We start from the raw sequence: 24,972 nt of genomic DNA, 5'->3' as shown, positions 1-24,972 counted from the left end.
CCACTCTCACTATAAATCATAGATAAACTCTAAGATATCGCGGGGTTGACATTTTAATTCGGTACATATAGCATTCAACGTACTAAAGCGAATTGCTTTAACATGACCATTTTTCAGCTTTGATAGGTTTACAGTTGATAAGCCCGTCTTTTCTGATAATTCTTTTAAACTCATTTTCCGATCCGCCATGACTCGATCCAAACGCACTATAATCACATTATCACCTCTTAAGTTAAGTTTAGCACAAATAATTCATTTTTTAACTCCAAGTATCGTTTATCGTTAATTTATTTACCTTAATACTTGTGAAGTTGTGTACAAATGAAGTTTTTATCTGTTTTACATTGAACAACTCCTATAAATTTCCTATGATTAGTTCATCAAGGGAGGCAGATTATGGATATAATTATATTAAAAAGAGATAATCAAAAAGACAAGTTTAATGGCACTAAAATCGCCATCGCAATAAAGAAAGGCTTCGATTCGGTTGAAAACGACCATTATAACGAGGATGATGTAAACGGTGTTTACAACCAAGTCCTAAAACAAATTAAGACACTATCCGAAACAGAGAAATTTGTTTCAATTGAATTTATTCAAGATTTAATTGAAAAAGAACTCCTTCGACAAAACTATATCGACGTCTATGAATCATTTGCTTCATACCGTGCAAGAAGAAATGACTCACGTAAGATTTTCATTTCTAAACAACACAAATTTTTGAAAGCAATTGAGAAACTTAATCAAAAAGAAGCCATTGATGAAGATGCAAAACGTGAAAATGCGAACGTTGATGGCAACAGCCCGATGGGTATGATGCTTCAATTTGGTAGCACAGTTTCAAAAGAATTTGCGAAAGCATACCAAATGAATCAAGACTATTACAACGCTCATGATTCAGGACAAATACATATCCATGATTTGGACTTTCTACCTATGGGGACAACAACCTGTAATCAGATTAACCTTGAAAAGTTATTTAAGGAAGGTTTTTCTACAGGTCATGGTCACCTTAGACCGCCTAAAGACATTATGTCCTATACAGCACTCGCGGCTATTGCAATCCAATCCAATCAAAATGATCAACATGGTGGCCAAAGTATTCCTGCCTTTGATCATTACATGGCACCAGGTGTTCTTTACACCTTTAAAAAGCAATTTAAACAACGTATTTATGATTACTTTGAAATCCAAGACAAATTAGACGACATTAAAATTAATGAAGCGTTGAAACATATCGATTCACTTGATTCGATCACGATTGATATTTATGAGTTTGAACAATTTTTATCTGATAAACAAGATATTAAAACTGTTGACAAAGCATACGATAAAGCAGTTCGTGTAACCAATCGTATTACCTATCAAGCAATGGAAGCATTTATTCATAACTTAAATACAATGCATTCACGAGCAGGTGCTCAGGTTCCATTTAGCTCGATTAACTTTGGGACTGATATTTCTCCAGAAGGTCGAATGGTCATTGAAAACTATCTTAAAGCCCTCGATTCTGGTTTAGGTAAAGGTGAAACACCGATCTTCCCAATTGCTATATTCAAAGTAAAAGAAGGCATTAACTACTTCCCTGAAGATATGAATTATGATTTGTTTAAATTAGCCATGAAAGTATCAGCTAAGCGCCTTTTCCCTAATTTCTCATTTATCGATGCCCCTTATAATAAGGAATATTACCAAGAAGGACGGTATGAAACTGAGATAACCTACATGGGATGTAGAACTCGTGTTATGAGTGATATCACCGATCCAGAGGATGAAGTGGTAACTGGAAGAGGTAACCTAAGTTTTACATCCATTAACCTTGTCCGTTTAGGAATCAAATATGGTATTTTAAACAATGAAGAAACTGATATGGAAGGCTTCTATGATGAATTAGGGGCACTTATGGAACTTGTTAAAGATCAGTTACTTGATCGTTATGAAATTCAATGCAATAAAACCATTGGTAACTTTAAGTTCTTACTAGGACAAGGTGTTTGGAAAAACTCTGAAAATCTAAAACCAAGTGATAATCTCCATGAAGCTTTAAAACATGGTTCATTAGCCTTTGGCTTCATTGGTTTAGCAGAAACATTAAAGGCACTTGTTGGGGAACATCACGGCGAATCAGAAGCCTCACAAAAACTAGGCCTTGAAATTGTTGAATTCATGCGTCAAAAAGCTGACGAGTATAGCGAAGAGTATCAATTAAACTTTTCATTAATCGCAACGCCAGCTGAAGGGTTATCTGGACGATTCGTAGGAATTGATCACTCGATTTTTGGTAATATCCCTGGAATTACAGACCGCGATTATTATACCAATTCATTTCATGTTCCTGTTTATTATGACTCAGGCATCGAAGATAAACTTCGCTTAGAAGCACCTTATCATGCCCTAACAAATGGTGGTCACATCACGTATGTTGAACTCGATGGCGATACCAATCAAAACCCCGATGCATTTGAAGAAGTTGTTCAACTCATGAGAAAATATAACATCGGTTATGGCGCAATCAACCACCCTGTTGATCGTGACCCTGAATGTGGATACACCGGCATCATTAACGATGAATGTCCTCAATGTGGACGCATCGAGACAAGTGCTCAACCTTTTGAACGAATCCGTCGAATTACAGGGTATCTCGTTGGAACCCTTGACCGTTTCAACGATGCCAAACGAGCTGAAGAACACGATCGAGTTAAACACACATTATGAAAATAAGACTATCCTCATTTGTAAAAGATTCAATTGTTGATGGAGAAGGCATCCGTTCTGTGATATTCACCCAAGGATGTCCTCACAATTGTCCAGGATGTCATAATCAAAAAGCGATCCCATTTGAAGGTGGCGAACTGATTGACACCGATGAGGTCATCAAACAAACCATTGCTGCTGGTCATCAAAAAGTTACTTTCTCAGGAGGCGAACCCTTTGCACAACCCAAAGAACTTTACATTATTGCGAAAGCCTTACGCGAAGCTGGATTTAATATTTGGTCTTACTCTGGCTATACCTATAATGCTCTGATACGTCATCATGATCCTTATGTGCAAAAGTTACTTTCCCAACTAGATATTCTAGTCGATGGTCGATTCTTACTTGAAAAAAGAAGCATCGCTGCATTATTTAGAGGATCAACCAATCAAAGAATTATCGATGTCCAACAATCACTTAAAACAGGCACTGTCGTTTTAGCTGAAAAATTTCAAGATGAACGTGAGTTTATTGAACGTGAACCAGATATTTTTATATAAAAAAATCCTTGACTTAATCATCAAGGATTTTCTTTGTATTCCCTCTAAATATATAAAAATAAAAGAATATAAAATTAAAGGGATAGCTGATAAATGTTTGTAAATCCATCAACCAACCCATGTTGTAATAAACAAATGTTAGCATCACAAAACACATAAAATAATCTAAGATATGATGAGCTTGCTCAGAAAACATAAAAACAAACCCAAACAAACGAGATTTTAATTGATACTTAGAACGGTAAAAAAGAAGCATGAGTATCACAAGTGGAATGAGAATACGTACGTCGAGTTTCAAGGCATCGAGAATAAACATTGCAAATAGCAATAAACTATAGATTACCATGGAAACAAAGACACTGTGCCAAGTGAAAAGGCCCATCCCAATAAAACAAGCAATAACACTATTTTTTGATACCATTTAATACGTTTTATCTCTTCAATATAGTCTTTCATTAATGTTTCCTTTGTTAATTAACCACTAAATTCAAAGAAGATTCTTTAAATTGATTCATGAAATGTTCGACTAATGACTTCTTCTTGTTGTTCACGTGATAAACGTGTAAAGTTAACAGCATACCCTGAAACTCGAATTGTTAATTGTGGATACTCTTCTGGATTTTCCATTGCATCTCTGAGTAAATCTTGATTTAAAACATTCACATTTAAGTGATGCGCACGACCGACAGGTGTTGTTGGATCTTCCAATAATTTAGCATAGGTTTCTTCTGCAACATTAGCAACCTCAGGTGTGATTTCCTTATTATCAATTTGAGGAAAAATACACTCTGTGCATACTTTCAATTTTTGTGAAACAACGGTTCCATCTTGATCGAAATCTACCTCAACTGTATGTAAGTCTTCTTTGCCTTTAATTCCTTTTTCGCATAAGGCGCAAAAAGCGATATTGTATTCGTTATCCATCATAAATCCCTCCTATTATATTATTAGATTAACACTATCAAATGACATTAGCAATGAGTTCTGATGCCTTTTCAGATTAGATATTGATTATCATTTCATCCTTTAGCATTGTTTATCCACCTCGTTAACAAATCCTTAATTTACACAAAGTACAAAAAGGGGCTGTAACGAAACGGATGCAATAAAGCATTCGGAATCGTTATAGCTTTTTTCTTTACCTAATTTATCATAAAATCTTTAATCTGCAATTTTAAAGAAGTCGCTAGTCAAGTTTAGACACACTTAAAAGAACTTTAAAGTGTTCTAAAGATAATGGTTGTCTTAATTCATTTTCCTTAATTTCTTAGCATGAAATTTCCTAAGATTATAGCCTAGAGCTACAAGAGTTAGTTCTGTTTGTACACTTCGTTTTCCTCTTCGCTGTATTCTTACATAATCTGTGTTTGCTTTTATGTCTCCAAAGGCCCCTTCAACTTGTATTGATCGTTGTTTTCTTAATTCAATTCCGTTGGGGCTTTTGAGATTTTTTCGTGCTTGATTTTGAAGTTGTACCATCACTGAGTCGTAGCTGATTGTTTTAGGTATTTTCCGTTCTTTCATTGACTCATCCCAATTGTCATGGTTGTATACTTTTTTATGTTGTGGATACAAACCTCTTCTTTGTATGTAATCATGACTATAGGTATAAGTAGTACCGTCTATCGCAGTAATTTTGTTAGGCGTGATATCCATATTCTTAACGTTATATATTTTTCGTTTAAATTTACTTTCATTTTCTTTATTGAAATGACCGTATTTCATGAATAATCCCATATCATGGTCAAGACAATATAGGTAGTTATCATAACTGCCATATCCTGCATCTGCTACTGGATATTTAGGGTTGGATTTATATCTTTCAAAGTAAGTTTCTAAAAAAGGAATAAATGTTTTTGTATCGGTTGGGTTAGGATAAACTCCAAGATGAAGAATGTACTCATCACTTACACCAATTTGAAGATTGTAGTATGGCTTAAAAATCCCTGTTTTACTGTAATAATCTTCTTTACCATGCATGAAGGTCGCATCATGATCTGTTTTAGAATAACTGTTTCTGTCACCACATATCCGCAAGTGCTCTTCGTAGTTAGTTAGTTTTTTTGGTATTCACAAAGTGTCTCATAGTAACGTTGAAAGGCGGTTTTACGTTTCCCTTTTCCGTAAACAAACGGAATAGAATAGTGATAGCAGTATAGGCTAAATGTGTTGATGATGTTACTTAGGTCTTCGGGTAAATAAGTATCCTTGACAGTGAGTGATATTTTAAATTGTTTTTCAATTATTTGATACAGTTTCGATATTTTGAGGTATAAATTATCACGATGTTTTAGAACTGCTTTCTTCCACACAAAACTAAATTTTCTTGCGTTAGCTTCAATCTTAGTTCCATCAATGTAAATAACATCAGTATTAATGGATTCTTTATGAATAAGAAACTCATTAATCTCATAAAAAATATCATCTATTGATTCATTCAATTTTGAGTCAATGAATCGTTGAAAAGCCATGAAGCTTGGTTTCTTACATCTACAAATATACATAAAACGAACATCTGTACGGCAAGCTTTTGCAAGATTTCTAAGTGATCGTATATTTTCCATGAATTCAAAAAGAATGACTTGTAACATCGTCTCTGGATCATAAGCATGGCGTCCCACATTTGAAGTTTTAATAAATTTCGATAAGTTTAATCTCCCTACAACTTCAATAAATGAAACAACCGGATCATGTTTATCAATAATATGTTCATAGTTCAGTGGTAAAATAAGCTGAACTGGTTTATAATTTAATTGTAATTTGTTACTAAGCATAATTAAATTATAACAAATGCCGAGACCTCTCACATGAGAAATCTCGGCATTTTGTTGTCTATAGGACTAGGTTAATTCGTTACAGCCCTTTCTTCTACGGCTGATTGCTTTGTTTAATGCTACAATAAACTCATATTTAGATTTAATTTCAGTATATTTTCCATTATCTATATCTTTTCTTTCGCAAAAACGGAAACTAAAAATCCCTTCTTCATCCAATCCGACATGATTAGATTCCTCCGCAACTAAAATATTGTAAAATTCTTCATATAGTAACTTCGACTTAGCTCCATTTTGACGAGTTTCTCTTGGAGGATAATTATTCTTAATCCCAAATAATACAGTTCGGTTTTTATCTTCAGAACTCTGTTCGTTAACTCCTCTTGAAATAATTTCTTTTTCTTGTACATTGAATCCATCGTAAGTTGCTAGTTTTATCGCAGAGTTAATTGTTGATCTTAGTCGGTCAAAAAATCCGAGATCACCAAAGCCTTTTTTTCTAGAGTCATACTCAAAGTAAGATAGTAAATCTTTAGTCTCAACACCAACTGTCCCTCTACTGTTTAAATACAAGACTAACTCGCTATCATCTCTTTTTTTTACGAAAAATAACATTACTTGTACTTTATATCCGTGTTTATTTGTAAGTTCATCTTTTCTTTTTTTTGATAAACTTAAAACTGTTACCATATAATCATTTTTATATAGCGACAGAGAAAAGAAACCATAAGGTGTTTTGGGATCATCTAAAATCTTCTCAACATTGTCTATCTCTGCTAACATAAAACCCACCATCCTTTACATGTATCTCAATTGTATCATAAAGCACACATTTGAGACTTCTTTTTGGGGAGGGTTATTGACACATATTAAATGTTTTTGATATAAGATTATGAGACACTTTTCAGGGTGTCCCATTAACCATAGTTTTTGAGACAACTTAAAAACAAGTTGAAATTCAGCTTGTTAAAAATTATTGTAGATTAATAAAGAAATCATTCATTAACTCTAAGTGATGCATTATTGACATTTGTTTATATTTACCTAATCCTCGATTCCTTTTCTCTTCATAAGACTCTCTGAACTGCGATAGCCCATCTGTATGCAAAAGGGTTAGGTTAGGACACTCTATAATTTTTTCTAAAGCCTCCATTACTTTTAAAGCTAAATTTCGCGTATCATCATTCGAATCGGATACATAATGATTAATCATCAATTGATTATTTGGATTAAAATACAATAAATGGAAAGCTACTGCTCTTGCTGGACCGCCTCCTAAATTTGGGTTAATATCTCCAACTGTTGAGTAGTCCGATGAGCCGAAAATGGATAAAGAATCAATTTTAAGATGATCTTCACTGAATAAATAATTACCTAAACCTTCATAATCAGCATTGCGACTTTTTCGTATAAATGGATCACTTAAAATTACTTTGTTATGTTCAACTTTATCAAATTCAACTGCCTTTGAAGAAACGACATTGTACCTAATATTGTTTTTTATTGAATCTTCCTCAACATAAAATTCCAAATTTGTTGGTCTCCAGAGAATAATACTATTTTCAATGTTTTCCCTGTCATAAATACCGAACTCTCCATCATAAACTTTAATAAAATTATTTTCAGAAAGTAATTTTATTAAAACTTCAAACTGTTCTGGCGAGTCCTCTTTTAGTTGCTCTAATTGCTCATCAAAATGATCTGAGTAGTCGGAATTCATCAAAATCCCAATAGTGAACTGATCGTCCGAACAAACTTCCAAGGTTTTTATTAGTGTTGTGCTTATGCTAGTTGGATCAATGATTGGAAGAATATTCTCCCCAATTAATTCTTTTTCAACCAACTCCCTAACCGCTAATAATTCATACTGCTTCCCTAGTAAAATAGGCATGTACATATTATCTCTCCTTTTTTAAATTATGTCAGACAGAAATACATGAAACTTTTCATACTCTTTTTTTGTTAAATTCATCGAATAAATAGGTGATAATATTTCTTTTGGGACTTTATCAAGTTCTTCTTTATTCTTGTTTCCTCTATTTTTTAATTGTTGAACAAAAGAAGCATAAAACTCATCAAAATCAATACCTGACACTAAACTTCTACATTCATCATAATACATAAAACTTTTTTGTGGAAGAGGCATTCCAAAATTGCTGATAACGTTTTCATACTCCTGCATTCGAAGTAGGGAAAATATTACATCTGTATCTAATGATTCCCTATCTGATTGAGGTTTTTTTATTTCTGTTAAAACATTATTTTTTCTTAACACATAAATTCCGATCTTTTCTTTAGAATACATTTCTAAAGATTTTTCTAAAAATGACTCTGGTATAACAAGAGAAACAAATTCAAATGCTTTTTTATAATCATTTATTTGGGATTGTAATCGAGAAAATGAGTCTAATTCTGTTTTTATTTCATAGGCAATAGCACGACCGTTAATAATAAGTAAATCCAGGATAGAATCACCTACTCTTTGCTCAGTTATCGCGGTTGTAGTTTTGGGGCTGTGTATTCCAAATATAATTTTATTTATTAAAGTGTTTTTATAGATGTATTCATTACGATAGTTCTTATTTAAATAATTGTATGTTTCAAGATATACATCTTCCCTGGTTAAATTGCTTTGTTTTTCAAGGCCTAATATTTTTACAATTCTTTGAAAATCTTTGTCCATCTTATGGTTTAACTTCTTGTTTGAAGTCATGGAATTCTTGATAAATGTTTTACTGAATATTTTCATTAAAGAATTAGCATCTACGCTTTCAATTGTTTTCATTATAATTCATTCCTTTTCAATTGTTTTTAGTTTATCATATTTTTGTCTAGAAGACACCTATATATGCTATGGATTGTGTAAAATGAATGGGGGAATACAAAAAAGCGATATCTCGTTTATAATAGATTTACCAAGAACAATTAAAAGGAGATATCGCCATGACTATTTTAACACATAACAGTGAACTTCCATACTTAAATGAGCTACAATCTAATTTTCTAGATCATGTTTCCTTAATAATGAAACCACACAATCAAACATTTGATATTCAAAACTATTCCATGACGATTGAAAAACTTGCTTCTTATTTTCAAGAATTTTGTAGATGTGCTTTGGTTTCTTGGTTCTCTACTATTGATCAAGCATATAAAGATTCTGAACTTCTTAAACGCGATTATTATGTTCACAATAAACGAGAAAGAACGATTATTACTGTATTTGGTGTCATACGTTTCGAGCGAACTATTTATAAAAACAAATCGACAGGAAAAACATTTACGTATCTAGATCGCAAACTCGGACTTCCAAAATGGACCAAATATGACCCTTGTATTAAGGCAATGATTTATGAATTATATGCAGATCAAAATTCAATGATTAAAGTACGTTCCATTATTGGTGATCGAATCTATTCTCCGTTCTCTGTTTCTAAAGAAAGACATCAATTCAATATCTCTCGACAGACTGTCTATAATGTCGTCAAAGACAGTTTACTCACCCATCAAGCAATTACTCAAGCACAAAACACGCCAAATAGACTTTATATCATGGCTGATGAAAAGTACGTACATACTCAAGGTAATGATAAAGATGCAATGATAAAAGCAGCCGTTGTTTTTGAAGATAACGTTAACCTACAAGGAAGAAATACGTTAATCAATAAAACAATCTACGCCAGCCTTAAACCATTCTTTTGGGAAGATGTTTATGATGTAGTCAGCATCAAATACGATTTAAACTCTATAGAAGAAGTTATCGTGTTAGGTGATGGGGCATCTTGGATTAAATCAGGAGCCAAAATATTTTCCAACGGTATGTTTGTTCTCGATAAGTTCCACTACAAACAAACCCTTAACCGTATAAGTAAAGATAAAGATATCAAACAAATCATCCACTCCAATATCATCAATCAGAATAAACCAACATTTATCGATATCATCAATGCAATGATAAAAGAAGAACCAAAAGAAAATCGAAAAACAATACTTTCAAACAACAAGAAGTACATACTAAACAATTGGCAAGAGATTCAAAGAGCATATGAGCCAAAGCAAATGGGTTGTAGTATGGAGTCTGCCATTTCTCACATGTTTGCTTCAATATTTACAAGTAGGCCCAAAGGTTATAAAAAAGAAAATTTAGAAAGATACCTCAACAACCGAATTCAATTTCTAAATAACGTTGATTTAAGACTTCATTATTTAAATACACTAACAGAACCATGAACAAACGACTATTATGAAGACTCCGAATCATTTGATTTATCCATATTTGAACCAAGTACCAATTATTACAGTTCATCAGTATCGAATTGGCTAAAAGAAACAATAACAAAATTTTAAACGAGAAAAGTAATAATTCCCCCATTCATTTGACACTAACATGCTATGAGTATAACCAGTCCGTCTGAGTCCGTTTATTTCTTTTTTTCTATGATTTGAGATGTCTGTTGCAAGTCCTCTTCTTACTAAATCTTTTATTTCTTTTTGTGTATATTTTTTCATTTTGTTTTCTCCTTTATAAAAGAGTGCTTCTAAACTGTACCCTATAGAATAGACACGAAAATAAAAAGTCTATCTAAAGGGTTTTTGTTTGCGTCAAAGTATAATACAAGAAAGAGGTATAGATATGGGAAAAAATAAATTTACTAAAGAAGAAATTGACTTTTTATCTAAAAATGAATATGTAGTAAAAGTAACTGAATCTCAAGTTACTTTTACCAATGAATTTAAGAAAATATGCGTTCTACAGAGCAATAAGGGAATGACTCCTTCACAGATTTTTAATAATGCAGGAATCGGATATCATTTAATTGGGAATAGTAGAGCACGGAATAATATTTCACGCTTCAAAGAAAAATATTCAAGGGAAGAAGGGTTTAGTCGGAGGACTGGTTCTGGGAGACCCAGAAACAAAGAGTTTACTTCCATCGAAGAAGAACTTCAATACTATAAAGATAAAGCAGAATACTTAAAACAGGAGAATAATTTTCTAAAAAAGCAGAAGGCGTTGGAACGACAGTTCAAGTAATTCCAACGGTTGAAAAATACAGAATTATTGAAAGTATGTATCACAAGAAAAAGAGTAATTTGAATATAAAAGTGATTTGCAAAATAGCTGGTGTCAGTCGTTTTAGGATATTACAGTTACCTTAAAAGGCTTGATGATATAAAAAGAAAAGAGTTATGCGATACTGATGATTTTAATCTTGTAAAGAAAGCCTACAACCACAAAACTTGGAAGAAAGGTGCTAAGCAAATTAAGATGCGTGTTCAACGTAATTATGGGATCATCATGAATCTTAAGAAAATAAGACGTCTGATGAAAAAATATGGATTGATATGTCCTATTCGTAGGAAAGATCCTGTGAAAGCTATGATTAAAGCGAATCATACAAATAAAATTTATTCGAATATACTTGAAAGAAAATTTAATCAAGGTGTGTCAAAAAAATTAGATAAGATTTGTCAACCAGAAGTTTATCTTTGTTTTCATTAAAATTGACCGAACTAAAAACAACTCAACAAGCACAGTCTTAAAAAATATGTTAAAATAGAGTTACATTTTGTATAATTCGCCGGTCAGATTCATCCTAAAGATAATTTTTAGTAATTTGTCACAACCAGCGATATAGGCAGACCTTGTTGTGAGGTGAACCGAACCCCTAATCTTGGACAGAGATAAGGAGGTTCGGTTTTTTATGACTAAATTGACTAGAATTCAAAAGATTGAAATATACAACAGACACAAACAAGGTGAAAAGGTAACTGACTTAAGTCGGATTTTTGGAATACGTAGGTCCAACATAAATTATTTAATTTCTTTAATCGATATGCATGGTACTGATATATTAAGAAAAGAAAAAAATAAGAAATATTCCTCTGAGTGTATTTGTTATGGTTGTATACTTTTTTATGTTGTGGATACAAACCTCTTCTTTGTATGTAATCATGACTATAGGTATAAGTAGTACCGTCTATCGCAGTAATTTTGTTAGGCGTGATATCCATATTCTTAACGTTATATATTTTTCGTTTAAATTTACTTTCATTTTCTTTATTGAAATGACCGTATTTCATGAATAATCCCATATCATGGTCAAGACAATATAGGTAGTTATCATAACTGCCATATCCTGCATCTGCTACTGGATATTTAGGGTTGGATTTATATCTTTCAAAGTAAGTTTCTAAAAAAGGAATAAATGTTTTTGTATCGGTTGGGTTAGGATAAACTCCAAGATGAAGAATGTACTCATCACTTACACCAATTTGAAGATTGTAGTATGGCTTAAAAATCCCTGTTTTACTGTAATAATCTTCTTTACCATGCATGAAGGTCGCATCATGATCTGTTTTAGAATAACTGTTTCTGTCACCACATATCCGCAAGTGCTCTTCGTAGTTAGTTAGTTTTTTTGGTATTCACAAAGTGTCTCATAGTAACGTTGAAAGGCGGTTTTACGTTTCCCTTTTCCGTAAACAAACGGAATAGAATAGTGATAGCAGTATAGGCTAAATGTGTTGATGATGTTACTTAGGTCTTCGGGTAAATAAGTATCCTTGACAGTGAGTGATATTTTAAATTGTTTTTCAATTATTTGATACAGTTTCGATATTTTGAGGTATAAATTATCACGATGTTTTAGAACTGCTTTCTTCCACACAAAACTAAATTTTCTTGCGTTAGCTTCAATCTTAGTTCCATCAATGTAAATAACATCAGTATTAATGGATTCTTTATGAATAAGAAACTCATTAATCTCATAAAAAATATCATCTATTGATTCATTCAATTTTGAGTCAATGAATCGTTGAAAAGCCATGAAGCTTGGTTTCTTACATCTACAAATATACATAAAACGAACATCTGTACGGCAAGCTTTTGCAAGATTTCTAAGTGATCGTATATTTTCCATGAATTCAAAAAGAATGACTTGTAACATCGTCTCTGGATCATAAGCATGGCGTCCCACATTTGAAGTTTTAATAAATTTCGATAAGTTTAATCTCCCTACAACTTCAATAAATGAAACAACCGGATCATGTTTATCAATAATATGTTCATAGTTCAGTGGTAAAATAAGCTGAACTGGTTTATAATTTAATTGTAATTTGTTACTAAGCATAATTAAATTATAACAAATGCCGAGACCTCTCACATGAGAAATCTCGGCATTTTGTTGTCTATAGGACTAGGTTAATTCGTTACAGCCCCTTTAATCATTTATTCAGTATATTTTAAGCGTAACTTAGTAATATTCTCTTCATTCAAATCAAATTCTTGCTCTAAATAGTTTTCCACTGTTTCATACTCTTCTAATACAGCATCTAAAGCAGCTTTCAAGAATGCTGGCTTGACAACCAACCCTGATAGTTTATGCATTAAAGTTTCCTCGGCATGACCATTTAAACGACGACGTTCATTTTGTAAGATGTATTCATACGCATCCATTGATTTTAGATAATCTAATAAGATTGCATCATAATCAACACCTAAACTTAATTGAATAAGAGCTGTCGCAATACCAGTTCTATCTTTACCTGCTGTACAGTTGTGTAACATAGGCACTGCATCATCTTCAAGTAATGTCTTGAACAAGTTTTTATAAGCTGGGTTTCCCATTGGTAACCTTTGGTAAAACTCAATCATCGATGCATCATCGATCGTAATAAATTCGTCATCTGTATTTTGTTCAAAGGTTCCTAAATGTGCTGAAGCAGATATTTCATGAAAATTTTGAGTGAGTTCTTCACGCTTTTCATCTTTATCTAATTCATTGGTTTCACGGTAATCAAACAAATTTTGAATCCCTAATGATTTAATATACTCACGATCTTCTTCTAGTAAATCCCTGTATGAACCACTTCTAAAAAATATTCCCTCTTTAATTTTTTTTCCTTCTTTGGTTTCAATTCCACCAAAATCTCTAAAGTTAATTAATTCTGACATAACAACCTCCACTTTTAATCATTCTAGCACACTTTTATATATTAAAGTATATAATACCTACAAGGAGGTTCTTATGACAAACTATAAAACATTATTTTTAGCAGGTGGCTGTTTTTGGGGAGTGGAAGCTTATTTCCAACAAATAGAGGGTGTCTTAAACACAGGGGTCGGTTATGCACAAGGCCATGTTGAAGAACCCACCTATCAACAAGTCTCTTCAGGAAATACTGGCCATACTGAAACCGTGATGATTTCCTATGACCCCACTATTTTGGAGTTAACGACACTTCTTGATCATTTCTTTAGAATCATTAATCCCTACTCATTAAATAAACAAGGGAATGATGTTGGCACACAATATAGAAGTGGAATTTATTATGCACATGATGAAGATTTATCGGTTATTTTAAATTATGTTAAAGCATTACAAAAACAAAGTGATCAACAAATTGTTGTTGAAGTGAAGACGTTAGAGAATTATTACAGAGCAGAAGAATATCATCAGCATTATCTTGATAATAACCCTGGTGCCTACTGTCATATTGACTTAAGTTTATTGAATGATCATGAGAAGAAGCCTGCAAATTAAGCAGCTTCTTTTTTACTTTCTTTAATAAACTCTTTAAAAAGTTTTTGCATTGCTACATTTTGTTTACTTAACATTTCTGGATGCCACTGAACACCCACTCTAAATAATTCACCCTCTTTTTCGATTGATTCAACGCATGAATCATTTGTATAAGCGCTTATGATGAATGATGGTGCTAACTGATCAATTGCTTGGTGGTGAAAAGAATTAACCATTAACACTTCTCCTAAAACTTTACCAATGAATGTATTAGGCACCGTATTAATAAGATGTGTTTCTAATTCAACAGTTTGATTTTGGTTATGTTTCAACAACTCTTCAGAGTGATACGATAAGTCTTGATGTAAACTTCCCCCATAATATACATTCATCAATTGCATCCCACGACAAATTCCAAGCACTGGTATTTTATATTTATCCGCCCACTCTAATAAAGTCATTTCAAACCGGTCTCTTTTCGGATAGATATCACCAAGTTTTTGTTTTGGTTCTTGTCCGTATAAATACGGATTCACATCATGGCCTCCACTCAAAATTAATGCATCACAGAGTTTGACGTGTTCTTCTAACACCTCTTTGTTTTCTGTGATTGGTATCATAATTGGAATTCCACCTGCAGCAATCACTGAACGATTGTAATCATCAGCGACATAGGTTCTTTCATATCCTGGAAAAACTGGATTCACTTCCAAAATTGTACTTGTACTTATTCCTATGACTGGTTTTTTTCTCATTTCATAACACCCTTTCTTTGATTTTGAATATTATACTATAAAGCCATAAAAAAAGCGCTGTTTTAACAACGCTTTAAGTTATTATTTTTTTCCTAAAAGTCTAAACATGTTTTTCTTGTAGACTTCAACACCTGGTTGATCGAATGGATTAACATCCAACATATAAACTGACATTGCTAAAGCTTTAAAGAAGAACATGACTGTATAACCGAAGTTATAAGCATCTGCTTTGGGAATATGTAATAAGACATTGGGCACATTTCCTGTAACCTCATGTGCTTCAAGAGTCCCTTTAAATGCCTGCTCATTAATCCAATGCAAGCTTTTTCCTTCAAGATAATTTAATTCATCCAAGTCATCTTTATCACTTGGCACATTCATATCTTCCATTGGCTCATCAACTAACACAACAGTTTCAAAAAGGATTTTCTTACCATCTTGAACAAATTGTCCCATAGAATGTAAATCAGTCGAGAAGTTAACACTTGCAGGGAGCAAGCCTTTTTCTTCTTTTCCTTCTGATTCTCCAAATAATTGTTTCCACCATTCTGCAAGGAATAGTAGGTGCGGTTCGTAACTTACGAACATTTCCACATCTTTTCCTTGTTTCTCCATCATCCGACGAACCACCGCATACACATATGCTGGGTTTTCTTCAAGATTAGGGTTATTGAAATCAGCTGTTGCTTTTTTGATACCATTCATCATCTCATCAATATCAATACCAGCAGCTGCGATTGGTAATAAACCAACTGGTGTAATCACTGAAAAACGTCCACCAATATCATCAGGTATTACAAATGTCTCATAGCCTTTTTTATCAGCAAATGGTTTTAATAAGCCTGTTTCTTTGTCCGTTGTAACGTAAATACGATCAACAGATTGGTCACCGTATTTTTCTTCCATAAATTGACGAATCAATCGGAAGGCTAAAGATGTCTCTGTCGTAGTTCCTGATTTAGAAATAACATTACATGCAACGTCTTTGTCTTTTATGTAATCTAATATTCTCACAATTGATGTTGATGAGAACGTATTTCCAACGTAAATAACTTCTAAATCATCGTTATAGTATGTTCCTTGAATCATTTCAATCGCTGCACGCGCTCCTAAATATGAACCACCAATTCCACACACTAACAAGACATCAGCTTGTTCACGGATTTTTTTAGCACTTGCTTTAATGCGATTAAATTCATCTTTATCAAAAGTTTCTGCCCAGTCGACCCATCCCAAGTAGTCGCTTCCTTTACCAGTTTTTCCGTGAATCATCGCATGAATTCGATTCACTTCTTCTTGATAATCTAACACATTACCTTCCAATAATGCATGACTTAAATCTACTTTAATCATTGCGTCCTTCCTCCCTTTAACCCAAGTGGGTAATACCTGTTCCAAGGTAGAGAAACCAAGATTACTTTTAGGGACTAAAGGTCGCTTATATTCCTCATTAATTCTTTGCTTACGCGAAGAGTAATTAAGCGCCTTGAGTGATAATCGTAAATGTTGATTTCCATCACTAGTATCAATTATCTTGACGATGATTTTCTCACCTTGACGAACATAATAATTAATATCTCGGACATAATCATCCGATATTTCTGAGATGTGTATCAAACCAGATACATCCTCACTTAGGCTAACAAACGCACCGTAAGGTTGTACCCCAGTTATGACACCTTCTACAATTTGTCCATTTCTAAATTTATTCTTCATTTACCTACCTCTTAAACATGTATAATTATACCATAGAATAAAATTGTGGTATAATCTTTTGACAGGAGGACACCTATGCTTGAAAAATTTTATCCCATTATTGCAGCTGTTTTCGCAAATCTTTTAGCTCAAATCATCAAACCAATCCCTCATTATTTACAACACCGAGAATGGAAATGGACTTTAATTTTTGATAGCGGTGGGTTTCCCAGTTCGCACTCCTCATTGGTTGTTGGATTAACAACAGCGCTTGGATTACAATCTAATTTCCAATCCAATGAATTTTTTATTGCTGCTGTTTTCTCATTAACAGTTCTGTATGATGCAGCGAATGTTCGTTATTATACAGGCCAAAACATTAAATTAACGAAACAATTAATTGAAGATGTTGAAGTGTTATTGCAGACAAATCTTGATAATCCTATTTATCAACAAAAAATAAAAATGGTCTTAGGCCATAAATGGGTTGAGGTTTTTGGAGGCATAATTCTTGGCATCCTGAGTGCATGTCTATTATACTTAAAGATAGGATAGGTGATAATATGGAACTTGATCGACGCATTATTAAAAGTCTAGACCGAATACGTCCTTACATCCAACGTGATGGTGGAGACATGGAGTTTGTGAAAATCGATGAAAATGGTATTGTTACTGTGCGTTTACTTGGAGCATGCATTGGTTGTGGCTTAGTTGATTATACTTTAAAGAACGGGGTTGAAGCGCTGTTGATGGATGAAATTCCTGAAGTACGGGGCGTCATTGCCGAAGATTACTTTCGTTAAATAAAAAAGCTTCGTTTCTAATTGAAACGAAGCTTTTTTATAGTTGTTTTGTAATCCATTCACTGACATCGTGATAGACTTGTTCTTTACCTATTTCATTGAGTATTTCATGACGATAATCTGGATACAAAATCCATTCAGCGGGTTGGCTCAAGACTTCATTAAAGTCTGAAACTACGTCGTGGATGTATTGTCCATTTTTTCCAACTGGATCTTTATCACCTGCAATAAATAAAACAGGTAAGTCCTTTCGCATTAATGATAATTTCTCTTTGTCTTGCATCTTAATGCATAAGTCAAACAGTGTTTCATAACCATTGAGCGTAAAAATAAATTGACAGCGAGGTTCATGATTATAAAAATCAACAATTTCTTCATCTCTTGTAAGCCAGTCACTGGTTGTTCTAGCAGGCTCAAACTGACGATTCATTCCCCCAAATGCCAGTTTATCAATCAACTTCGATCGATGGCGCCACCCTCTAAATTGAGCGAGTGTACGAGTTAGGATTTTGGCTGATTTTAATTGAATCAGTGGGTTTTGACCCGTACCGCAAATGATTACGCCATCGATAGATTCACTATGTTTCAACAAATAATTTCGTGTAACAAATGAACCCATGCTATGCCCTAGAATAAAATACGGAAGCTCTGGGTATTTTTCAGCTGTAATTTTTCGTAAACTTTCGACATCTTCCACCAGTATGTCTGCACTTTCTTCTTTCGCAAAATAACCCCATTCTGATTCATGGTTCACTGATTCACCATGCCCAAGATGGTCATGCCCCACAACTAAAATATCCTGTTGGTTTAAATAACTCGCAAAGCCATCATAACGATCGATAAATTCAACCATACCATGAACTATTTGTAGAATTGCTTTGGGTTCATTGTCTGGGATCCATTGACTTGCTTTTATATTGGTCCGTTTATTTGTTGATGGGTAATTGAAATTTTCCTTCATAAATATCCTTTCCTTACCTGTCGACTATGAGTATTACGACAGTGACATCCTCTTCTTTAACTATAAATTGCTTTTTCTACTTAGTCTTATACTAACTGAACGAGTAGAGAACTTGCAACTTTTTTCGTCATGATTTGAGTCAGACTTTATAATAATTACTGCCAAATACCGATTTTCGCTTGTTTCGCACGACTTTCAGCATTTTTTAATTGATCTAAAATGCGATTGTCCACAGTCTTTTTATTAATGTATTTAATTTCCGCAAACCCTTTTGTCAATAAATCTTCTTGCAACAAGACATCATCAAGATAAACCCATGCCAACATTCGATCGTACTTATCAAATTCATTGCCCTTATCTTGTTTTAAATCAATTTTTTTCGCACTTTCTAACTTTTTACAAGTATAATCACTAGCTTCTTTTCCAAACGGTTCGACCGGATGATTCGGCTTAACTGATTCTGGCGTATCAATACCTAACATTCTTATTTTCTGATCATTTAAAACAAACGTATCACCATCAACACATCGTATCTTATAATCATTGGCAACAAGAACTGGTGCTGCCTCATTTCTATAGTGGAGATAATGCTCATTGAAATAATATACACCACCTGCAATTACCAATAAAAGAATAATTGCTACGTATTTGTTAGTAATATTACGTTTGATAAAATTTTCCATATCTTTTTGTTGCTTCTTTGTTATTCTCTTCATATTCCACCTCTAATCGACCTTTATCATAGCATTATTCTTTCATCTTTTCATCGCTTTAACTTTCCTTTCTTTTAGAATAAAAAAACTGTTATGTTTCCACAACAGTTGAATGAATAATTATGCTAGTCTCTCTCTGATTTTGGATGATAAAGCTTCTACAATAACGACAAGGATAATGAGTCCCCATAACAATGATCCAACATCAGCCCAACGATAGCCTGACATTGCGAAGAGTAATGGAGCACCAATACCCCCAGCTCCAACAAGTCCTAAAACCGAAGCATTCTTAACGTTTATTTCAAATCGATAGATTGCGATTGAAGCAAAGTTTCCCATTAATTGAGGAATAATACCATACCGGATTTTCTGAAGGGTGTTAGATCCTGAAGCATCCAAGGATTCAATAATTCCTTGATCTAAATCTTCAATAACTTCCACAAACATTTTTGAAATCATTCCGATTGACGTTACGGCTAAGGTTAAAACCCCAGTTAAGGCCCCTGGTCCAGCAACACGAATCAAAATTAGACCATAGACAAAGGGTGGTATTGTACGAATAACTGAGATTGCGAAAGTCCCAATCCAAGCAAGCTTACCTGTCACAATATTTTTAGATGATAGAAACGCAATTGGAATTGATAATATTAGACCAATAAATGTCCCTAAGAAAGCGATCGCAACCGTTTCTAGGATTAAGTAAGGAACTCCCCCTTTCGTCACATTCAATAAAATTGACCAATTTGGTGAAATGATTCCTCTTAGAATACTCATGACTATCTTTGATCCACCATCCACAATCCCACTATAATTAACATATGGAATTGAGACAAGTGTGATGATTGCAATGATTAATGTCGGAATAAAAATCTTTAAAAACTTTTTAGGGCGGTTATCATAAACCGTTTGAACGGATGGATTCATTATGCTAACCTCTTTCTAACTTGACGACTTAAGGCTTCAATTGAAACGACAGTGACTAATAACATAATCAAAATGATAGATAATCGTTGATAATCACGCCAACCAATTGCTTGGTTCATTAAAATACCAATACCACCTGCACCAACATAACCTAAGACAGCAGCTGAACGAATATTCATTTCCAAATTATAAAGAATGGTTGAAATATACAAGCCACTTATTTGTGGTAAAACAGCTGCTATGAATGATTGACCTCGAGTTGCTCCTGTGGAAATACTTGCCTCAAAAGGTCCCATATCCACTAATTCGATTTGCTCGTATGTCATTTTTGTAATTATTGAGAATGTAAACAGGAAGATTGCAAGCATTCCCGAAAATGTATTTAAACCAAAAATATACGTCATGATTAAAGCAATAATCAAAACAGGTATGGTTCTAAAAACACTCATAATAAATCTTAGTGCTGTTCTGGTGACTGGATTATGATTCATATTTGAGGATGACAGATAAGCAACTGGCAGTGAGACAATTGCTGCCAACAGTGTTCCCAAAAATGACATAGCGATTGTTTGTAGCATTGGATCAAAAACCGAACTTGCATAGCCCCAATTTGGGGGAATCATTCGCTTAAAAAAACTACCCACTTCACCAAATCCTTGAAATAAGACCATTAGATCAAACCGAGTAATCTTTGCACTAATTGTTAATAAAAGAATAATAACGATCAGGACAACAGTACCTACCTTAAAGGGAGGTTTAACGACTTTTTCATTCGACAAGACTATTTCATTAGGAATAAATAATTGTTTAAGAAAGGACATGGGAATCAACCCCCATCATTTCATCTTCTTTCAATGAACGACCATAAACTTGTTCTAAAACGGCTTCATTCACATCATCACTCGGTCCATCAAAAACAATTTGACCAGCTTTAATGCCAATGACTCGTTTTGCATACTTTAAGGCTAAATCAACATGATGCATGTTCACAATAACCGTAATATTCGTTTGTTCATTGATACGAACAAAGTCTTCCATGACTGCTTGAGCAGTAATTGGATCAAGCGATGCTACAGGCTCATCTGCAAGAATAATTTGTGGTTTTTGAGCTAAACAACGAGCGAGCGCAACACGTTGTTGTTGTCCTCCACTCAATTCATCTGCACGACTATAGGCCTTTTCTAAAATACCCACTTGATCAAGTGCTTCAAGTGCTTCAAGTGTATCTTCTTTTGAGTAAAGACCTAATAGACTTTTAATCCATGACATCTCAGCAACGCGAGCTGTTAAGACGTTTTTTATAACAGTGGTTCGACTGACCAGGTTGAATGATTGGAAAACCATCCCAATTTGACGACGAAATTTACGGAGTGATTTTCCACTTAACGATCGAACATCTTCATTATTGACATTGAGTTCACCATCCGTAATTGGATGCATTTGATTAATACTTCTCAACAATGTGGATTTTCCTGCACCTGAAAGTCCGATTATTGCGACAAATTCGCCTTGTTCAATTTCTAAATCAACGCCATCCAAAGCCTTAACACCATTGGGATAAACTTTGGTTACATTTTTAAATTCTATCATAAAACTCTCCTAACCTATAAAAGGCGAGTCCATTGACTCGCCTTGTCTCATTAATTTTATTGACGATCTTTTAAGGCTTCTAACACTTTTCGTGATGGATCGTAATCAGCATCTGTAACTTCTTGATAACCAGTGTGGTTATAGATTGAGATTGCTTCCTTACCTGATTCTGTTTTTGCAATTTCTTTGAATGCTTTTTGTAAAGCAACTTTCATGTCTGCATCAACTAATTTATTTGATACTGAAATTGTATCATTCATGATCTTATCGGTAACACCAATGATATCTGTTTCTTTCCAGATGTTTTCTTTACTCCACTCATCTGTCCAGTTTTTTTCGTAATCACGACGAATATCAGCATATCCTACTCCCACATCACATTGCCCTGTTGCTAAACGAGCTGCTGTATCTGGGTATCCTGTTACTTCAATTTTATTATCTAGATTTTCAATCATTTTTCCATCAAAGCGTTCTGCCAACCAAACGGATGGTTGAACATATCCTGCTGATGATGTTGTATTTGAATGACACCATGTTGCTCCATTCAAGTTTTCCCAAGTTAATTCTTTACCACTGTTAACAATTTCTGCAAGTTCACGGCCTTTTGGTGATGTTCCTGCATAAATTAATGAACGATAATACGTTACTTGTTCTTCAACTGGTAATGTTGGTTCTCCATCATTCCAATCTTTTGCTTCGACTGAGTCTTTGTTAAGTCCATCTCTCGCTGCTGCTAAGATAACATCAACATTTTTGTCTGCTGAGTATAATGCATAGGTGCTTGCTGGAATAAATCCAATATGAGCTTTCCCTGCATCCAATGCTTCACCTGCTGATTCATATGTAGGTGATACTTCAATATTAACTGCCCCAATTGTATAGCCTTCTTTTTTCATTTCGTCTATAATCAATTGTTTTAATGGTTCAGTTTTTGTTTCTACCTCTTTTGGATCTCTACTTGGCACAAAGAATACTGTAATCTCATCAAATTCTTTTGATGAAGTTTCATTTCCTTTTGCACTACATCCTGCTAAAAACAACAACATTACTACTAATGCTATGAAATATTTTTTCATTGTCTCCTCCTGTTTTTTGGACACACATATAATTTCATATTTTCACATAGATTTCAACTGTTTCAAAACATATTTACACAATTTTAACAAACTCGTAATGTTTATCATTAATAAAGCAATATTGTTCGTTATTCTCACTAAATTTCCAATAGCGTCAATAACTCTAAAATACCTTTTTCTATCACACTGGTTGATAGAACTTTTTTCGCAAGCATGGGATTATCAGTAATGATATTATCCACTTGCCACACCTGCATTTTTTCCATATCCTCTTCACTATTCACAAGCCACACATGAATTTCTTTACCTTGATCTTTTATTCGTTGCACTAAATTTTTAGACATAAATGACATTTCCAAGCTATAAAAATCTAAACTATCATCATTCTCAAATTTTCCAAGTGCAACTGGAACAATAAATCCAACTTGTAAATTTGAATTATATTTTTTTACCGCATGAAGGGCTTGTCGATCAAGGGATGAGATCACTGCAAACTCGTTATACTTCATTTCATCTAGAATTTCGACAACTGCTTTAGCAAGTTCATCTGCGTTTCCGCTTGGTTTTAATTCAATGTTTAAATGTAAATCAATCCCTGACTCTTCAATCACTTCTTTTAAGGTCGGAATCTTTTCACCCTTAAATTCTGGAGAAAACCATGAACCAACTTCTAATTCCTTTATTTCTTTTAAAGTAACATCTTTCACTGAGCGTGAATCGTGGGCTAATCTTTTTAATGTAAAGTCATGAATGACCACAACTTCCTTGTCTTTTGTTAGTTGTACATCAATTTCAGCATAATCTGCTTTTTCTTTTTTCGCTGCTTTAATGGCTGATACAGTATTTTCTGGCGCAACTGATGAATTGCCGCGATGTGAAGTCACTTGAATTTGGTGTGCAAGATAATCAGAAGAACTGTAAAGAATCGTTTGATGATAAGCACTGATGGATTGGAGCACTATTGTGAAAGCCAACAGCATAAAAATCGCAAATTGTAGTTTGTGTTTCTTAGCTTTGTAGGGTTCATGGAAAATTGCCATGTGCGCAACTTCACCACCATACTCATTGTATTTTTTATTCAAAAACATGACGTTAACACTTGTTCCGACCGTTATTAAAATTAATAAGTAGAATTTGTTAAACATAAATACAATCGAGATTGACAAGGCACTCAATTCAAACGAAGGTGGAATTACATAAGCACCAAAAATAGTTAGTGCTAAGAGAACACCATAAATCACAAATGAAAATATCCCAAGTTTGAGGTTCATGATTAAGGAGTCCATAAAGAAATTTAATCGGTGTTTTTTTACATGGTAATAGCTTTCTTGAAGTGATTCCTTAATACTTAATTTCCCAAGAAATAAACCATGGAATAAAAAGACCCAATGAAATGCTAATACAAATGAAACCGCAAGGACAAGTAAGTAAATATTTAAGAATTTTGGTGTCTTCATGATGGTATCCATGATGAATTCTGGAATGAAAAGACTCTCACTTACCATTGAATTCATACCCCAATGAAAACCTAGTAAAACGATTAAAATTAAAGGAACAAAAAGAATATTGCTTGATTTCAATAATCGCATGACGCGATGGTGACTGGTCATAAAAACACTATCCGTGAGTTCGTCATATTCCCCTAATAACGTTAATGCGGCCAGCTCGATCAGTAATAGATACGAAATAATCACCAATGAGATAATCATAAATAACCAAACCCCTGGCTTACTCATGAGATCTAACAGCGCTTCTGTACTTAAAAATTGAACATTGTAAAATCGTAGCATTCGACGCATTCCAAATAAAAGAATGGGACTAATTAACCATTGCATGACAAAACGATAGGTCATAGAAAATGCTAAGACCTTTCTAAATTTCGAATTATTAAATATTTTCATA

General features: G+C 33.7%; 29 protein-coding genes and 1 pseudogene. 8 read left to right on the top strand and 22 right to left on the bottom strand.

What is annotated here, in order from left to right; translation table 11 throughout:
* Window positions 1–9 precede the first annotated feature (9 nt).
* Window positions 10–216, bottom strand: a complete 207-nt coding sequence (locus tag GVV10_RS00935) for a helix-turn-helix domain-containing protein (protein WP_268892242.1) — start codon at window positions 214–216, stop codon at window positions 10–12.
* Between the two features lie 180 nt (window positions 217–396).
* Between GVV10_RS00935 and GVV10_RS00930 the strand changes: the two genes are divergently transcribed.
* Both GVV10_RS00930 and nrdG read left to right on the top strand, forming a co-directional pair.
* Window positions 397–2,715: an anaerobic ribonucleoside triphosphate reductase gene (locus tag GVV10_RS00930; RefSeq protein WP_159518620.1), complete on the top strand. Its 2,319-nt coding sequence runs from the start codon at window positions 397–399 to the stop codon at window positions 2,713–2,715.
* Window positions 2,712–3,254, top strand: a complete 543-nt coding sequence (gene nrdG, locus GVV10_RS00925; RefSeq protein WP_159518618.1) for an anaerobic ribonucleoside-triphosphate reductase activating protein — start codon at window positions 2,712–2,714, stop codon at window positions 3,252–3,254. Before GVV10_RS00930 ends, nrdG begins: the two co-directional genes overlap by 4 nt.
* A gap of 13 nt (window positions 3,255–3,267) precedes the next feature.
* On the opposite strand, the gene GVV10_RS00920 is transcribed toward nrdG, so the two are convergent.
* The 7 genes from GVV10_RS00920 to GVV10_RS00890 all read right to left on the bottom strand — a co-directional run bounded on the left by GVV10_RS00920 (window position 3,268) and on the right by GVV10_RS00890 (window position 8,813).
* Entirely contained in the window at window positions 3,268–3,600 is a 333-nt protein-coding gene (locus GVV10_RS00920; protein WP_159518616.1) for a hypothetical protein, read from the bottom strand.
* Between the two features lie 155 nt (window positions 3,601–3,755).
* Window positions 3,756–4,178, bottom strand: coding sequence for a glycine radical domain-containing protein (locus tag GVV10_RS09430; protein ID WP_236261848.1), 423 nt, complete (start codon window positions 4,176–4,178; stop codon window positions 3,756–3,758).
* A gap of 321 nt (window positions 4,179–4,499) precedes the next feature.
* Window positions 4,500–5,291, bottom strand: a complete 792-nt coding sequence (locus tag GVV10_RS00910; RefSeq protein ID WP_268892241.1) for a transposase — start codon at window positions 5,289–5,291, stop codon at window positions 4,500–4,502.
* 17 nt (window positions 5,292–5,308) lie between these two features.
* Window positions 5,309–6,028: a transposase gene (locus GVV10_RS00905; protein ID WP_159518595.1), complete on the bottom strand. Its 720-nt coding sequence runs from the start codon at window positions 6,026–6,028 to the stop codon at window positions 5,309–5,311.
* Window positions 6,029–6,094: 66 nt separating this feature from the next.
* A complete protein-coding gene (locus tag GVV10_RS00900) occupies window positions 6,095–6,811 on the bottom strand; it encodes a DUF6037 family protein (RefSeq protein ID WP_159518611.1) in 717 nt (238 codons plus the stop codon).
* A gap of 190 nt (window positions 6,812–7,001) precedes the next feature.
* Window positions 7,002–7,925: a sce7725 family protein gene (locus GVV10_RS00895; RefSeq protein WP_159518609.1), complete on the bottom strand. Its 924-nt coding sequence runs from the start codon at window positions 7,923–7,925 to the stop codon at window positions 7,002–7,004.
* A gap of 15 nt (window positions 7,926–7,940) precedes the next feature.
* A complete protein-coding gene (locus tag GVV10_RS00890) occupies window positions 7,941–8,813 on the bottom strand; it encodes a sce7726 family protein (protein WP_159518607.1) in 873 nt (290 codons plus the stop codon).
* 158 nt (window positions 8,814–8,971) lie between these two features.
* Between GVV10_RS00890 and GVV10_RS00885 the strand changes: the two genes are divergently transcribed.
* Window positions 8,972–10,258: a UPF0236 family transposase-like protein gene (locus tag GVV10_RS00885; RefSeq protein ID WP_159518605.1), complete on the top strand. Its 1,287-nt coding sequence runs from the start codon at window positions 8,972–8,974 to the stop codon at window positions 10,256–10,258.
* A 90-nt stretch (window positions 10,259–10,348) separates the two neighbouring features.
* On the opposite strand, the gene GVV10_RS00880 is transcribed toward GVV10_RS00885, so the two are convergent.
* Complete coding sequence (locus tag GVV10_RS00880; protein WP_159518603.1) at window positions 10,349–10,537, bottom strand: hypothetical protein; 189 nt, start codon at window positions 10,535–10,537, stop codon at window positions 10,349–10,351.
* A 124-nt stretch (window positions 10,538–10,661) separates the two neighbouring features.
* On the opposite strand from GVV10_RS00880, the gene GVV10_RS00875 reads away from it, so the two are divergent.
* Both GVV10_RS00875 and GVV10_RS00870 read left to right on the top strand, forming a co-directional pair.
* A complete protein-coding gene (locus tag GVV10_RS00875) occupies window positions 10,662–11,063 on the top strand; it encodes an HTH domain-containing protein (RefSeq protein ID WP_159518601.1) in 402 nt (133 codons plus the stop codon).
* 90 nt (window positions 11,064–11,153) lie between these two features.
* Window positions 11,154–11,531, top strand: a complete 378-nt coding sequence (locus GVV10_RS00870; RefSeq protein ID WP_159518599.1) for an IS3 family transposase — start codon at window positions 11,154–11,156, stop codon at window positions 11,529–11,531.
* 215 nt (window positions 11,532–11,746) lie between these two features.
* Here GVV10_RS00870 and GVV10_RS00865 read toward each other — a convergent pair whose 3' ends face one another.
* From GVV10_RS00865 to GVV10_RS00855, 3 genes are all read right to left on the bottom strand, one after another.
* Window positions 11,747–12,424 carry a transposase gene (locus GVV10_RS00865; RefSeq protein WP_268892240.1) on the bottom strand — a complete coding sequence of 226 codons (678 nt, stop codon included), beginning with the start codon at window positions 12,422–12,424 and terminating at the stop codon, window positions 11,747–11,749.
* A 17-nt stretch (window positions 12,425–12,441) separates the two neighbouring features.
* On the bottom strand, window positions 12,442–13,161 hold the full coding sequence (locus GVV10_RS00860; RefSeq protein ID WP_159518595.1) for a transposase: 720 nt from the start codon (window positions 13,159–13,161) through the stop codon (window positions 12,442–12,444).
* A gap of 98 nt (window positions 13,162–13,259) precedes the next feature.
* Window positions 13,260–13,985, bottom strand: a complete 726-nt coding sequence (locus GVV10_RS00855) for a tyrosine-protein phosphatase (protein WP_159518593.1) — start codon at window positions 13,983–13,985, stop codon at window positions 13,260–13,262.
* 73 nt (window positions 13,986–14,058) lie between these two features.
* Here GVV10_RS00855 and msrA point away from each other — a divergent pair, with 73 nt between their 5' ends.
* Window positions 14,059–14,574 (top strand): peptide-methionine (S)-S-oxide reductase MsrA, encoded by a 516-nt coding sequence (msrA, locus tag GVV10_RS00850; RefSeq protein WP_159518591.1) that lies wholly within the window; start codon window positions 14,059–14,061, stop codon window positions 14,572–14,574.
* Here the strand turns inward: msrA and GVV10_RS00845 are convergent.
* From GVV10_RS00845 to GVV10_RS09475, 3 genes and pseudogenes are all read right to left on the bottom strand, one after another.
* Window positions 14,571–15,308: a gamma-glutamyl-gamma-aminobutyrate hydrolase family protein gene (locus tag GVV10_RS00845; protein ID WP_159518589.1), complete on the bottom strand. Its 738-nt coding sequence runs from the start codon at window positions 15,306–15,308 to the stop codon at window positions 14,571–14,573. The genes msrA and GVV10_RS00845 overlap by 4 nt on opposite strands.
* Before the next feature lie 81 nt (window positions 15,309–15,389).
* Complete coding sequence (locus GVV10_RS00840) at window positions 15,390–16,661, bottom strand: glucose-6-phosphate isomerase (RefSeq protein ID WP_236261847.1); 1,272 nt, start codon at window positions 16,659–16,661, stop codon at window positions 15,390–15,392.
* 144 nt (window positions 16,662–16,805) lie between these two features.
* Window positions 16,806–17,024 (bottom strand): annotated as a pseudogene (locus GVV10_RS09475) (S1 RNA-binding domain-containing protein); the annotation flags it as partial.
* Window positions 17,025–17,099: 75 nt separating this feature from the next.
* Between GVV10_RS09475 and GVV10_RS00835 the strand changes: the two are divergent.
* On the top strand, window positions 17,100–17,558 hold the full coding sequence (locus GVV10_RS00835) for a divergent PAP2 family protein (RefSeq protein WP_159518585.1): 459 nt from the start codon (window positions 17,100–17,102) through the stop codon (window positions 17,556–17,558).
* Window positions 17,559–17,566: 8 nt separating this feature from the next.
* The gene (locus GVV10_RS00830) at window positions 17,567–17,806 is read left to right on the top strand and encodes a NifU family protein (RefSeq protein WP_159518583.1); all 240 of its coding nucleotides are present in this window, start codon (window positions 17,567–17,569) and stop codon (window positions 17,804–17,806) included.
* Between the two features lie 37 nt (window positions 17,807–17,843).
* On the opposite strand, the gene GVV10_RS00825 is transcribed toward GVV10_RS00830, so the two are convergent.
* From GVV10_RS00825 to GVV10_RS00795, 7 genes are all read right to left on the bottom strand, one after another.
* Window positions 17,844–18,767 (bottom strand): alpha/beta fold hydrolase, encoded by a 924-nt coding sequence (locus tag GVV10_RS00825; RefSeq protein ID WP_159518581.1) that lies wholly within the window; start codon window positions 18,765–18,767, stop codon window positions 17,844–17,846.
* A 155-nt stretch (window positions 18,768–18,922) separates the two neighbouring features.
* The gene (locus GVV10_RS00820; RefSeq protein ID WP_159518579.1) at window positions 18,923–19,483 is read right to left on the bottom strand and encodes a thermonuclease family protein; all 561 of its coding nucleotides are present in this window, start codon (window positions 19,481–19,483) and stop codon (window positions 18,923–18,925) included.
* Window positions 19,484–19,600: 117 nt separating this feature from the next.
* Window positions 19,601–20,404: a phosphonate ABC transporter, permease protein PhnE gene (gene phnE, locus GVV10_RS00815; RefSeq protein WP_159518577.1), complete on the bottom strand. Its 804-nt coding sequence runs from the start codon at window positions 20,402–20,404 to the stop codon at window positions 19,601–19,603.
* Entirely contained in the window at window positions 20,404–21,225 is an 822-nt protein-coding gene (phnE, locus tag GVV10_RS00810) for a phosphonate ABC transporter, permease protein PhnE (protein ID WP_159518575.1), read from the bottom strand. Before phnE (GVV10_RS00810) ends, phnE (GVV10_RS00815) begins: the two co-directional genes overlap by 1 nt.
* Window positions 21,212–21,994: a phosphonate ABC transporter ATP-binding protein gene (phnC, locus tag GVV10_RS00805; protein WP_159518573.1), complete on the bottom strand. Its 783-nt coding sequence runs from the start codon at window positions 21,992–21,994 to the stop codon at window positions 21,212–21,214. The genes phnE (GVV10_RS00810) and phnC overlap by 14 nt, the downstream gene beginning before the upstream one ends.
* A gap of 56 nt (window positions 21,995–22,050) precedes the next feature.
* Entirely contained in the window at window positions 22,051–23,070 is a 1,020-nt protein-coding gene (locus GVV10_RS00800; RefSeq protein ID WP_159518571.1) for a PhnD/SsuA/transferrin family substrate-binding protein, read from the bottom strand.
* 137 nt (window positions 23,071–23,207) lie between these two features.
* Window positions 23,208–24,971, bottom strand: coding sequence for a glycerophosphodiester phosphodiesterase family protein (locus GVV10_RS00795; protein ID WP_159518569.1), 1,764 nt, complete (start codon window positions 24,969–24,971; stop codon window positions 23,208–23,210).
* Window position 24,972: the final 1 nt, after the last annotated feature.

The sequence above is a fragment of the Erysipelothrix urinaevulpis genome (assembly GCF_009828835.1).
GTDB lineage: Bacteria > Bacillota_I > Bacilli_A > Erysipelotrichales > Erysipelotrichaceae > Erysipelothrix > Erysipelothrix urinaevulpis.
This window is presented reverse-complemented; position numbering and strand designations above follow the sequence as displayed.